The organism is Psychrobacter sp. ASPA161_6 (assembly GCF_051970285.1).
Taxonomy (GTDB): Bacteria; Pseudomonadota; Gammaproteobacteria; order Pseudomonadales; family Moraxellaceae; genus Psychrobacter; species Psychrobacter glaciei.
Genome location: NZ_JBEFNJ010000001.1, coordinates 486,066 through 498,591, shown reverse-complemented (window position 1 = coordinate 498,591; position 12,526 = coordinate 486,066). Strand labels below are relative to the sequence as shown.

Below are 12,526 nucleotides of genomic sequence, written 5' to 3'. Positions count from 1 at the left end.
TTTACTTGTCATTATGAGGCAGCTTTCATACGATGTTAGTCAGCTGACTATAATTATCGAACCACTAATACCTGACTATGATTATCGAAATTTGATTACCTGACTAGGAAAATACGATGCAAGAAATAGAGCTGAAGTTTTTGGTGCCAGAATCGCGGTTAAAAGGTTTGATGCGTCAAACGCACGTTAAATCGTCACAAGTACTGCAACTAGCGGCACACTATTACGATACGCCTGACCAGCAGCTTGCACAAGCAAGTATAGGCCTGCGTATTCGCAAAGAAGGTGATACATGGGTACAGACTATCAAAGCGGGTGGTGATGGGATTGCGGCGCGCTTAGAGCATAATGCCGTGCTCGATAATGAGCAAGTACAAACGATGCTCGATAATCATGAGCTGACGCCTGATTTGACAATATATGAAGACACTCCAATCGCTGAGGCATTGGCTGATTTTAAACTCAAAAAGCTAGCAAAGACGTTAACACGACTTTATGTTACTGACGTCGAGCGCACTACGCGGTTGCTAACAGAAAGTAATGAGGATGAAACCGATAATTGTATCGAAATGGCTTATGATCAGGGAGAAATTATTCATGGTACTGATGAAACTCGGCGCAAAGCTATTCGAGAAATAGAGTTTGAATTGGTGTCAGGAGATTTAGATTTTCTATTTACGACTGCCAAAACATGGTGCAAGCGCTATAAGCTGTGTCTATCTACCGTCACCAAAGCCGAAAATGGTGGCTTACTTATTAATGAGCAGAGCCACAGTCCTGCAGTCAACGCAAACCTAAGTCAATTACAAATAGACAAAGACAGCAGTGCACCTGCTTTTATACGTGCGGTAGTACACAATTGCTTATTACAGATACTACCAAATAGTAGTGCTATCGTCGCTGGCAGCATAGATGATAATCATACTTTACAATTACGGATTGGTATTGATCGCTTGCGTACTGCGTTGAAAGCATTTGTCGATTTCTCTGATGAAATTAACCCTGAATGGCTGCCGATACTTAATCAAACTGCAACCTTGCTTAGCGACTACTATCAACTTGCTTATATCAATGCACAGATCGAACCTGAGCTACAAGCATGTGGCGCGCCTGCCGTTGACTGGACGACAGATATCGAAAATATCAAGATCACACCTATCAATACGCTGCAAGCCAATGACTTTCAAATAACGCTGTTAGAGCTGATTGCCTTTACCATGAGCGATCCCAGCATTGAACCTCAGACTGATCAGCTTGCCCGCGATAAGCTAACGAAAGTCCTCTCCAAACAATATAAAAAATGCCTTAAAACCAATAAAAAAACTGACGAGGTAAGTGTTACTGAGCTTATGAGCGATGATGTAGACGAAGACATCGCTCATAATGACCAACCTGAAAGCGAGTTGCTCAATCAGTTAAGAGATTTGCGTTACATCAGTGAATTCTCCGTACCTTTACTAAGTAAGAAAAAAGCTAAGAAGAAAACCAAACGTTGGCTAAAACGGCTGATAAAAGCGCAAAAAGCGTTAGAACAACTGAACGATGATAATCAATATCAGCAGTTCTACAATCTAAAATCAACAACAGATGCTAATGCTTTATATGGCGCGGGTTGGTTTGCAGCCATACTGACTGATGACCAAAGTCATATTGACGCACGTTTAGCAAAATTTGCGGACAGCTCAACGTTTTGGTAGTAGCAATATTATTTTTAAGACGGACACTACTCTCATAAAATAAGAACGTTCCATAAAAAATACAGCTTGTTGTATAACAGGCTGTATTTTTTTATCGTATTTAAATAGTGTCTATCAGCGCCATGGCTAAATTTGTACGCAACACGACCTAATCAACAACGATCGTAACGGGCATGCCCTCTTCTACTTGCTCAAATAATTCTACAATATCTTTATTACGCATACGTATACAGCCATGTGATAGTGGAGTACTCATTGGTTCAGTATCTGGTGTGCCATGGATATAAATATAGCGCTGATAAGTATCACAGCTGCCTTGGCTGTTTCTGCCTTTATTAACGCCTTCCTCAAGACCGCTCAACCAAAGAATACGACTCAGTATCCAGTCGCGCTCAGGATGTAATACGCCAAAATCCGCACTATACACTTCGCCTGTAGGGACACGCCCTATAAACACAGCATTCATAGGCTCACTCCCGCCTATTTTTTCTGCCACCACGTGCTTCCCTAGCGGCGTACAGCCACTATCTTGTTGACTACCTATGCCATTTTTAGCAGTAGATACTTGGTATTGTGCCACTTCTTTATGCTGCTGATATACCGTCAAAGTTTGCTGAGCGATATTGATGATCAAATTTATATCAAATTGATTATTGTTTTTCATAAATATATCCGCCTGTCCTTTACGTCATTATTGACAGCATAATGCGTAAAATGATTGAGATTTTCTATTATTAAGGGATTGTATCAAGGCATTTGGCACCGTAATATAGAGGCACACTTTTTGATGCTAGCAGATTATGACGACTATTTCACCGACACGTGTGTCGATGTATGATTTTCTATATCAAGATACCAAGCCGATGGTGTCATTATTGGCAGATGCCGCCCAGCTGTCATTGCCGCAAGCGCGCTATGCCATGGATGCCAGTTTGCAGGCCATTATTAGTGCCCTTCTCGCTTACCAGCAGCGCCACGATGGTCAAACAGTGAGTAAAAAACTGTTTGGACGCAGTGCTGTCAAGGAGCTACGGCAATATAACTCGATGAACTTTGCGACTATTAATGCAACATTGTATCATCGGCATGATGCTGCGGACGCCATATTCAATGATAGTGCACGAGTGATTAAAGCAAGCGATCGTATTGCAGCAAAAATTGACGCAACGACGCAACAAGCACAAATTTTACTCACCGCTTTGTGTGTGATTGTACTCCGTGAGCTGGCTATCTTGGCAGAATACAGTCAACTCGATAATGATGAAATTAATAAATGGTTCGCCTTACAACCGCAGTTTTTATCCGCAACACGTTTTGCAGCAATTGAGACAAACACTTTAGCAGCCGAAAACGCCCCAAATGCACAAGATAGCACAGAACCACATTTATTAAACATGGAACAGCTGCCAAGCGCCCCGCCAGCTTTTGATACTTACTGGTACGAGCTGACGGCATTCAAACCTGAAAATCATGATCCTGTGCAAGACATGCAATTGGCAACTGGCAACTACCTAAAAGCCATCGGGCGCTCACCTGATAATTTGCAGCAAGGCCGCCATAATGACATGTTGGTGTTTGTAGAAATGCAGGCAATTGCGTTACCCCACCAGCGCTGGCTGCTACAATTAGCCAAAATCTCGGATATCTATCTCAGCCGAAACCGTCTGCGCGTAAACTCTGAACCTGCCAATCCACCTAAACCGCCTTTGGTAAGTTTGGGACTGATCGGCGGCAATAACGACAACACACCGGCAACGATCAGTGAAAAACCGATTGAGTATGAGACCTCAACACCGCTTTGGAAAAATCCCGTTATTCTCATCATTCTTGTCGTCATCGGTATTCTTGGTGCGCTCGCCACTCTCAAATATCAAAGCCAAAAATCTGATGGTGCCATCCTTGCAACAGAAGAGGTCATAGAGCAGGACCTCCTCGAAGAACGTCAGCAGCAAGATGTGGCCATCGTAAAAGTAGACGATGATGAGCCTGTCATTGCAGACACTGCAAAAACTGAGTAGACACGGATGGTCATAAAAAAAGCAGCCGTAAAAAAACAGAGGCACTATCAATATAGGCCTCTGCTTTTTTTGCGATTTAAATTTTCACTTAGCTATAAAAATCGTCCAAAAAACTTACTTAGATAAATCACGACCACGGCTGGCTTCGATCGCCAAACGTAATCCGTTCAAACGAATGAAACCTTCGGCATCTTTTTGATCATACGCACCAGCATCATCTTCAAAAGTAGCAATTTTTTCATCAAATAGTGAATCGTCTGATTTACGACCGACGACACTCACAGCACCTTTATATAGTTTCACGCGAACGGTACCGTTGACATACTCTTGTGATTTGTCAATCAACGCCTGTAGCATCATACGCTCAGGGCTGAACCAGTAGCCGTTATAAATGATTTTTGCATAGCGCGGCATCAGCTCATCCTTTAGATGCGCAGCTTCACGATCAAGGGTTAGCGACTCAATACCGCGATGTGCTTTTAGCATAATGTTACCTGCTGGCGTCTCATAGCAGCCACGTGACTTCATGCCTACATAACGGTTCTCTACGATATCCAAACGTCCGATACCATGACTGCCACCGATTTCGTTGAGCTTAATCATCACTTCATAAGGTTTGAGCCGCTCGCCATCGATAGCAACGATGTCGCCTTTTTCATATTCTAGCTCTAGATACTGGGCTTCGTCAGGGGCTTGCTCTGGGCTGACTGACCAACGCCACATATCATCTTCTGCTTCGGCATAGGGATCTTCTAAGATACCGCCTTCATAAGAAATGTGCAGTAAGTTGGCATCCATAGAATAAGGTGATTTTTTCTTATTACCTGCATAGTCGATGGCAATGTCATGCTCTTTGGCATATTCCATCAAGCTCTCACGGCTTGATAAATCCCACTCACGCCAAGGCGCAATGGTCACAACGTCTGGAGACAAGGCAACTGCACCAAGCTCAAAACGTACTTGGTCATTACCTTTACCAGTCGCACCATGGCTGATCGCATCGGCGTTGTGCTCTTTGGCAATCTCAACCAAACGCTTGGCAATTAATGGACGCGCGATAGAAGTACCTAGCAGATACTCGCCTTCATAGATGGCATTGGCACGGAACATTGGGAATACATAATCACGGGCAAACTCTTCACGCAAGTCTTCGATATGAATGTGCTTGATGCCCATGGCTTTAGCTTTGGCTCGTGCTGGCTCAACTTCTTCGCCTTGACCGATATCAGCAGTGAAGGTAATCACTTCGGCATCATAGGTTACTTGTAGCCATTTTGCGATGATTGAGGTATCAAGACCACCTGAATAGGCCAGTACGATTTTATTAATATTTTTTGGATCAAGCTGAGCCATGAATAACTCCTATTATGAGAATTGACTGTGTGAACTATGCTAAGGGTAAAAGACGCTAAGAATCAATCAAAAGATACATTGCTTGCTCAGTGTACATCATATTTACTATCGGCAAAAGTGTAACTGCCACAAGGTGCTAGCTTTTGGCCTTCATTTGCTTATCGTCTCACGCCATTATGTGCATAAAATCCTTATTCATCTTGGTAAATACACAATGACCCTTAAATGATATACAGATATGTTGTCGCATATTTAGTCGCATATTTAGTCGCGCAGGCAAATCTGTTATTATAGCCACACAGCATCATTTCTTTTTATTCCCATAAATGACGATATAGAGCGCGATGACACTATGACTGATTCAATGACCGAATTGACCATCCTTCAGCCAGATGATTGGCACATTCACCTCCGTGATGACAGCGCCTTAGCCACTACCGTACCGCATGCAGCCAGTAGTTTTAACCGTGTTATTTGTATGCCAAACCTAGTACCACCTGTCAAAAATGTCGACGATGCGCGTGCCTATCGTGCGCGGATCATGGAGCATCTACAAGCTAGCGATTTGGCTGCGGAGCGCCAAGCAGCATTTGACCCGCGCATGACGTTATACTTAACAGATCAGACGACGGCGAAAGATATCGAAATGGCAGCACAGTCAGGTATCGTCCAAGCAGTCAAGCTCTACCCTGCTGGTGCTACGACCAACTCTGCAGATGGTGTCACTGATATCAACGCCTGTGTGGATGTCTTTGAAGCGTTAGAAAGGCACAACCTGCCACTACTGTTGCATGGCGAAGTGACACAAAACCATGTGGATATTTTTGACCGCGAAAAACGCTTCTTAGATGAGGTGTTGGCACAAATTATCATCAAATTCCCGACGTTAAAGATTGTGATGGAGCACATTACTACCAGTGATGCTGCTGACTTTGTCTTGGGGCAAGGCAAGCATATTGCGGCTACTATCACCCCGCAGCATTTGATGTTTAATCGCAACCATCTGTTGGTTGGTGGCATTAAACCACACTTTTATTGCTTGCCTATCTTGAAGCGCGAAAGTCATCAAAAAGTCTTATTAGATGTCGCCACCAGTGGCAATCCAAAGTTCTTCTTGGGCACTGACTCTGCCCCACATGCAACGGATAAAAAAGAAGCGGCTTGCGGCTGCGCTGGCTGCTATAGTGCGGCAACTGCTTTGCCTTTGTATGCCACCGCTTTTGATAGTGTTGGCAAAATAGACAAGTTAGAAGGATTTGCGAGTCGCTTTGGTGCTCAATTCTATGGCTTGCCAGTCAATGAAAGCACGGTTACCCTAATCAAAACGCCTATGCAAGTACCTGCAAGCTACCCTTATTTTGATGGCTCATCATTGACCCCGCTTATGGCGGGCGAGACGCTGCCTTGGTCTATCAAAGCATAGTACTTATGAGGCATAGTACTTATAAAGAATAGTACTTATAAAGAATAGCACTTATAAAGCAACCTCTTTATTTTATCCTATGATATCAATAATGCCTTTGTACTGAAGGAGCGGTTGATTTCATGGGATACTCATTTCTAATTCAATATAACAATACGACTGATAAAAGCGATTTAACCTGATATGACCACTAAAAACGATGCCGCCTTACCGAACGACAACCCATCAAGCAATGTAGATACTAGCCTCAATGTCGCGTCCACTACTCATCTCGAAGATACCGCAGCAGACGAGCAAGCGCCCATGGTCTTGAAAGACCGTTTTCGCAAGTTTCTGCCTGTCGTCGTCGATGTGGAGACAGCAGGTTTTAATGCGCAAACGGATGCTTTGCTAGAAATTGCCTGCATTCCTGTATTACTCAATGAGCAGGGTGTGTTTTATCCTGGTGAGGCATTCAATGCTCATATCGAGCCCTTTGAAGGCGCGAATCTTGAGCCAAGTGCGCTTGCCTTTACTGGCATTGATCCCAACAATCCGATGCGTAAAGCCATTGCCGAAGATGAAAAAACCGCACTACGCCGAATTTTTAAAGGCTTAAAAGAAGTCCGCCGTGCTGAAGACTGCCGTCAATGTGTCTTGATTGGACATAATGCACATTTTGATTTAGGGTTTTTAAATGCAGCCGTGCTACGTACCAACAGTAAAGGCCACAACCCATTCCATAATTTTTCAGTCTTTGACACGGTGACTCTATCAGCGCTTGCCTTCGGTCAGACAGTGCTGGCACGCGCTTGTAAAGCAGCAGGGCTTGAGTTTGACGGCAAAAATGCCCACTCCGCACTATATGACACCCAAAAAACAGCCGAGCTATTCTGTCATATACTTAACCATTATCCTATGCTGGCCAACGCGATGCATAATGAGGACACTAAAGAAGAATCGGGCGATAGCGATAATACATAAATCACATATCCTATGTTGCCAACCATACATAATAGTGCTATTTATAATACTTGATGACTTTGACATCTTGGACATCTTGATCTGACAATCAATAGGGATATGATTGATACCACTTTCAGTAAGTTGACAAGCCTTCCTGACTTTATGTAGTACTGTTAAAGGGACTTAATAGCTTACTTGCTTGCCACTATTGCACTCTCAAACGACGCCGTTATATCCTATAGATGGTTTAAGTTGCTCACACTGCCTTGATAGCTGCTGTTAGTAGCACTGCTGCTGTTAAGGCGTAATAGGAGGGACTTTATTATGGATCCACAACTTAAGTTATGGGGCACCATCATCGGCTATATGCTGCTCGCCTTAACTATTAGTGCTTGCACATCTCTATGGATTCGCCATCATTTAAAGAGTAATGACTTACATCCACGCCGTGCGCTCAAAAAAAGATACTTAATATTAAAAAGACGAAGAAAAAGGCTTGACAGCAAGCGCAGACGCCATTAAAATACGCACCACTTCGGCATAAATGGTGAAAGCAGCTGAGGTGTTGTGTTACTAGTCCCCATCGTCTAGAGGCCTAGGACACCGCCCTTTCACGGCGGTAACGGGGGTTCGAATCCCCCTGGGGACGCCACTATTTGGCGTCACTTATCAGCACTGTTATCGAAAGGCATCAGATAAGACTGATAAATGTACCATCAAAAAGTCCAATCACAATATATCGTGATTGGACTTTTTTTATACCTGTTCATTTTCTCTGTTCATTTTCCCGATTTACTTTCTTAGTATCGCAACTAACTGCTACTGTAACTTTCGAGCATGGACAAGCATGGATGTACAGTCAGCTCAGTATAAAAAAGACACGACAAATAAAAAATCCGCCTACCAATCCTCTCCTTTATCTGTTTTTTCACTCCTGCTGTTATATCAAAGTTATAGTCGATGCTAAATAAAATGGATAAACGACATTATAATGCGTGACTGGTACAAATTTTTCTTGCTTACTGTACGTACGCAGACAGAGGCGACAAAAAACTTATATCGGTCACGTTGTCTCTTTTTATATTGACCTGACTATAGTTATCAAACGCTATCAAAATTCATAACAAAAAAAGCCAGCAATCTTTGCTGGCTTTTCGATATAAGCGGTCTACTTTTTATGAACTAAAAAATCAAAACATTCTAAAAAATCTTATCCGATATCATGAACCACAGTAGCGCTAATATAATCAGCGAGCCCAATACGGTCTGAATCAAGAAAAAGGCTTGGTGCTGTCCGACAACTTTACTTAAGGTTAAACCTAAGGTGCTATATTGTATCGGCTGACTGTCAGTTTCGCCTGTGCTGACATGCTTTTCATAATAACCTTGCAAGATATCTAAAAACTCCGTCCATTCGTCAGTGCTCCACGCATAAGGCTTAAACGGCATAAACTTCTTAAGCTTAGGCTCTTTAATCATCCAGCGCTCAAGGGTAATCGAGCGCAGTGACCAACCAGCGAAACGACGATCTTCCAGTGCTGAAAAATCTAAAATGGTTAAGTCTTTATGTCGATCATCCATTATCAAGCGATTCTTGAGATTGGTTAACGCTTGCTCACTACCTTCCACACACTGTAAAAAGTAACCATTGCCGTAGCAAAGAATACCTGTAATATTATCAGCTTTGTTATGTTTGCTGGCGACTTCTGCGATATCGTTCAGTGTACTGGCGTTTGATAGACCAGTCGACGTGATGCGGCTCAAATACACAAGTTGGCAGAGATCTGTCGTTACTGGATTTGTCGAATCATTGACTACTGACAATCAGCTTCTCCCTATTTTCAGGTAAATGTAGCTAAGACAACCATACTAACTTTAGAAAAAACATAGAGACAAGACTTTCGAAAACATCGAATTGGCTTGGTATATTATTGATTTTATAAATGTTTATATTAATTGTATTAAGTTGGTTACATCATAGGCTAGTTTAGTCATCAAATCAATATATGTTTATATTACATCATTAAGTAGTAATACTAAATAATATAATATATTCATTCATAATGATAAAAAACGTGATCAGTTAACGATAGAACCCTCATTTAGATTGTAAGATTGGTACAGAATGCTACTTATGACAATATCACTTGCCGCGTTATGCAAACTCATCAATATGCCAGCATAATAATTTGGACTAATAACAAGTAGTGAAGGTAAGCCAATAAAGAGAAGGTAGTTTTTTGATATTTATCAAAATAACTAGGCTTTCAGATAGCGATTTTTCAAATTGAAGATACGTCCTAAGACTGGGCTTTAAGAATCGCTGCGAGCAAGATAGCGTCATCAGGATAGGTGAGCTTGATGTTTTGGCGACTGCCAGTCACTAGACGAATAGGCAGTGCTAAGTATTCAAATGCACTGGCTTCATCGGTGATATCGAGTTTGTGTTCAGCCACATGCTTCAATACTTGTCTTAGCTGTCCTAAACGAAATACTTGGGGCGTTTGGGCTTGCCACATATTACTGCGATCAATCGTTTGTTTAACATAAGCGCTAGACGTGTCTTTGTTTACGTTTAGAGAATCACGCATAAGCTCAGAGTGAGCGCTGGATTGTTTGCAGGATTGCTTTAGAGTGTCAGCAACAGGGGTCGCTAAGATAGCGCCATAAGGCTCAAGCATTGCCGCTTCAATGACTTGTTCAATATCATGAGTGGGAACTGCTGGACGCGCAGCATCATGAATGAGCACCAAGTCTGAGTCATCCGCACCTGTATTAACGATCGCCTCTACCCCTGCCTGTACAGACTGCCAGCGCTCAGCGCCGCCAATAGCATAATGAATTGGAAGCGCAAAATTGAGCGTCTCTGCTTTGCTGTCATCTGCTGCGACGATCAATAAACATTTATCAATATAAGCACTACATCCAAGCCGTGCCACACTGTGCTGTAGCAAGGTCTGCCCTTGCAGCATAGTATATTGCTTGGCGATAGAGGCACCAAAACGATTACCGCGACCAGCAGCGACGATAATGGCATGTATATTAGGTGTAGTATTCATGAGGTGACGTTCATAAGGTGGTGTTCATAAAGTAGTAATCAGGGTTTGCTTGCATGATTATATGACTGGGAAGGTATGAGTATTAAGAAGAGGAGTAATAACGGTTTCGAGAAAAGCAAAGCCATCGTTATCAATGAACACTCATTACGATGGCGTTAAAAATTAGTAGCGACTGTGCGTCGTTGGTGCGGTTGATACTTGGACAAACGTCTCATTTGGCTTAATCAAACCTAAGTCTAAACGCGCATGCTCTTCTACTGCCTCAAGTCCATTTTTTAGATCATAGACGTCAGTACGTAATAAGTTATTTGCGGCTACTTGATTGTCATTTAAGCGTTGCTGATCTTCAGTCTGAGTCAGTAGTTTATTATGCTCAAAGCGCCCATTTTCACCCAGCCAATATTGATATTGCAGTCCTAACAGCACCGCAACGGCTAAAGCAAGTAGTATAAATTGGCTAAAGTATTTCATGTGATAGGCCAAACGATAGAGAGATAATAAAATAAATACCAGCTAAGCTTGCTAGACAATATATCAAAAATGACATATTGCCTAACCTTAGCTAACCTAACCTTAGCTAATTAGCCACGTAGACCGATAAACTCTTCGCGACCACGGTAGCTTGCACGTACTTGTTGCTCGATACGTAATAGCTGATTGTATTTCGCCACGCGATCTGAGCGGCATAGTGAGCCAGTTTTAATCTGACCAGCAGCAGTACCAACGGCTAAATCTGCAATGGTGCTGTCTTCAGTTTCACCTGAACGATGCGAGATAATCGTCGCATAACCATTTTTCTTCGCCAAATAAATCGCATCTAGCGTTTCTGACAAGGTACCGATTTGGTTGAATTTAATCAAAATCGCGTTGGCAATATGCTTATCAATACCTTCTTGTAAGATAGCAGGATTGGTCACAAATAAATCATCACCAACCAATTGGACTTTATCACCAATCTGCTCAGTTAAGTATTTCCAACCATCCCAATCAGATTCATCAAGACCGTCTTCGATAGAGATGATAGGGTATTGACGCGCCAACCCTACTAAATAATCTGAAAATCCTTGGCTATCAAATGCTTTATTACCCTCGCCTGCCAAGATATATTGACCGTCTTTATAAAACTCACTCGCCGCACAATCTAATGCAAGATGAATGTCTTCGCCTGCTTTGTAGCCGACTTGCTCGATCGCTTGCATGATAACAGTGATAGCTTCTTCGTTACTACGTAGGTTCGGAGCAAAGCCGCCTTCATCACCGACTGCTGTACTCAAGCCTTGTGATTTTAGGACGGACTTTAGACTGTGGAAAATTTCCGTGCCAGCACGTAACGCTTCTGAGAAGCTGGTGAAACCAACTGGCTCAATCATAAACTCTTGGATATCGATTGTGTTATCCGCATGCTCGCCACCATTTAAGATGTTCATCATGGGTACAGGCATGGTCAACGACGTCTGGTTGCGCAAATTGGCGATGTATTGATGTAGTGGCAAACTTTGTGACTTGGCAGCAGCTTTTGCAGTGGCAAGAGACACGGCTAGCATCGCATTGGCACCGAGGCTGTCTTTGTTTTCTGTACCATCTAGCGCAATCATGGCATCATCGATACCTTGCTGCTCGGTGACCTCTTTATCCATCAACGCACTGCGAATCTGGCTATTGACGTTGGCAACGGCTTTTTTGACGCCTTTGCCCATATAGCGGTCTTTGTCGCCATCACGTAGCTCAAGTGCTTCACGTGAGCCAGTAGACGCGCCACTTGGGGCAGCAGCACGGCCGACAGTACCGTCAGCTAAGATAACATCGACTTCAATCGTTGGGTTACCGCGCGAGTCTAAAATCTCACGAGCACGAATGTCTTTAATTGCGGCAACGTTGGTGGTTTCTTCAGCGTACATAATGTCTGTTAATTCCTTTGGTCATGCCAAGTTTGTGGGGTAAATAACGGCAACTAGAATACAAAAAAGATAAAGCAAAATATCATATAGCCCTATACCTAGACCAGATTTTTCTACTGATATACTCGGCTAG

Annotated in this window: 11 protein-coding genes and 1 tRNA gene; 6 read left to right on the top strand and 6 right to left on the bottom strand. The window is 42.9% G+C overall.

From position 1 onward, the window contains the following. The first annotated feature begins 116 nt into the window (after positions 1-116). Positions 117-1,697, top strand: a complete 1,581-nt coding sequence (locus ACTQ9T_RS02115; protein WP_440463931.1) for a CYTH and CHAD domain-containing protein — start codon at positions 117-119, stop codon at positions 1,695-1,697. Positions 1,698-1,845: 148 nt separating this feature from the next. On the opposite strand, the gene ACTQ9T_RS02110 is transcribed toward ACTQ9T_RS02115, so the two are convergent. Next, entirely contained in the window at positions 1,846-2,361 is a 516-nt protein-coding gene (locus ACTQ9T_RS02110) for a L,D-transpeptidase family protein (protein WP_440463930.1), read from the bottom strand. A 136-nt stretch (positions 2,362-2,497) separates the two neighbouring features. On the opposite strand from ACTQ9T_RS02110, the gene ACTQ9T_RS02105 reads away from it, so the two are divergent. Beyond that, complete coding sequence (locus ACTQ9T_RS02105) at positions 2,498-3,715, top strand: hypothetical protein (protein ID WP_440463929.1); 1,218 nt, start codon at positions 2,498-2,500, stop codon at positions 3,713-3,715. 114 nt (positions 3,716-3,829) lie between these two features. On the opposite strand, the gene ACTQ9T_RS02100 is transcribed toward ACTQ9T_RS02105, so the two are convergent. Next, the gene (locus ACTQ9T_RS02100; RefSeq protein ID WP_010196371.1) at positions 3,830-5,068 is read right to left on the bottom strand and encodes an argininosuccinate synthase; all 1,239 of its coding nucleotides are present in this window, start codon (positions 5,066-5,068) and stop codon (positions 3,830-3,832) included. Positions 5,069-5,420: 352 nt separating this feature from the next. Here ACTQ9T_RS02100 and pyrC point away from each other — a divergent pair, with 352 nt between their 5' ends. The 4 genes from pyrC to ACTQ9T_RS02080 all read left to right on the top strand — a co-directional run bounded on the left by pyrC (position 5,421) and on the right by ACTQ9T_RS02080 (position 8,088). Then, positions 5,421-6,491 carry a dihydroorotase gene (gene pyrC, locus ACTQ9T_RS02095; RefSeq protein ID WP_440463928.1) on the top strand — a complete coding sequence of 357 codons (1,071 nt, stop codon included), beginning with the start codon at positions 5,421-5,423 and terminating at the stop codon, positions 6,489-6,491. 303 nt (positions 6,492-6,794) lie between these two features. Continuing rightward, entirely contained in the window at positions 6,795-7,454 is a 660-nt protein-coding gene (gene rnt, locus ACTQ9T_RS02090) for a ribonuclease T (RefSeq protein WP_440464447.1), read from the top strand. Positions 7,455-7,760: 306 nt separating this feature from the next. Next, complete coding sequence (locus ACTQ9T_RS02085) at positions 7,761-7,958, top strand: hypothetical protein (RefSeq protein WP_141629673.1); 198 nt, start codon at positions 7,761-7,763, stop codon at positions 7,956-7,958. Positions 7,959-8,012: 54 nt separating this feature from the next. Further along, positions 8,013-8,088 (top strand) — tRNA-Glu (locus tag ACTQ9T_RS02080). Positions 8,089-8,636: 548 nt separating this feature from the next. On the opposite strand, the gene ACTQ9T_RS02075 is transcribed toward ACTQ9T_RS02080, so the two are convergent. The 4 genes from ACTQ9T_RS02075 to eno all read right to left on the bottom strand — a co-directional run bounded on the left by ACTQ9T_RS02075 (position 8,637) and on the right by eno (position 12,393). Continuing rightward, positions 8,637-9,260, bottom strand: a complete 624-nt coding sequence (locus ACTQ9T_RS02075; RefSeq protein ID WP_189580140.1) for a BLUF domain-containing protein — start codon at positions 9,258-9,260, stop codon at positions 8,637-8,639. A 476-nt stretch (positions 9,261-9,736) separates the two neighbouring features. Next, positions 9,737-10,495 (bottom strand): 2-C-methyl-D-erythritol 4-phosphate cytidylyltransferase, encoded by a 759-nt coding sequence (gene ispD, locus ACTQ9T_RS02070; RefSeq protein WP_440463927.1) that lies wholly within the window; start codon positions 10,493-10,495, stop codon positions 9,737-9,739. 162 nt (positions 10,496-10,657) lie between these two features. Beyond that, positions 10,658-10,966 (bottom strand): FtsB family cell division protein, encoded by a 309-nt coding sequence (locus ACTQ9T_RS02065; protein ID WP_010196361.1) that lies wholly within the window; start codon positions 10,964-10,966, stop codon positions 10,658-10,660. Between the two features lie 110 nt (positions 10,967-11,076). Next, positions 11,077-12,393, bottom strand: a complete 1,317-nt coding sequence (gene eno / locus ACTQ9T_RS02060) for a phosphopyruvate hydratase (RefSeq protein WP_201592438.1) — start codon at positions 12,391-12,393, stop codon at positions 11,077-11,079. Positions 12,394-12,526 lie beyond the last annotated feature (133 nt).

Bases quoted from the DNA above. Each gene is read 5' to 3' on its own strand.
- ACTQ9T_RS02115 (WP_440463931.1), top strand. From the start codon at position 117: ATGCAAGAAATAGAGCTGAAGTTTTTGGTGCCAGAATCGCGGTTAAAA.
- ACTQ9T_RS02110 (WP_440463930.1), bottom strand. From the start codon at position 2,361: ATGAAAAACAATAATCAATTTGATATAAATTTGATCATCAATATCGCT.
- ACTQ9T_RS02105 (WP_440463929.1), top strand. From the start codon at position 2,498: ATGACGACTATTTCACCGACACGTGTGTCGATGTATGATTTTCTATAT.
- ACTQ9T_RS02100 (WP_010196371.1), bottom strand. From the start codon at position 5,068: ATGGCTCAGCTTGATCCAAAAAATATTAATAAAATCGTACTGGCCTAT.
- pyrC (WP_440463928.1), top strand. From the start codon at position 5,421: ATGACTGATTCAATGACCGAATTGACCATCCTTCAGCCAGATGATTGG.
- rnt (WP_440464447.1), top strand. From the start codon at position 6,795: ATGGTCTTGAAAGACCGTTTTCGCAAGTTTCTGCCTGTCGTCGTCGAT.
- ACTQ9T_RS02085 (WP_141629673.1), top strand. From the start codon at position 7,761: ATGGATCCACAACTTAAGTTATGGGGCACCATCATCGGCTATATGCTG.
- ispD (WP_440463927.1), bottom strand. From the start codon at position 10,495: ATGAATACTACACCTAATATACATGCCATTATCGTCGCTGCTGGTCGC.
- ACTQ9T_RS02065 (WP_010196361.1), bottom strand. From the start codon at position 10,966: ATGAAATACTTTAGCCAATTTATACTACTTGCTTTAGCCGTTGCGGTG.
- eno (WP_201592438.1), bottom strand. From the start codon at position 12,393: ATGTACGCTGAAGAAACCACCAACGTTGCCGCAATTAAAGACATTCGT.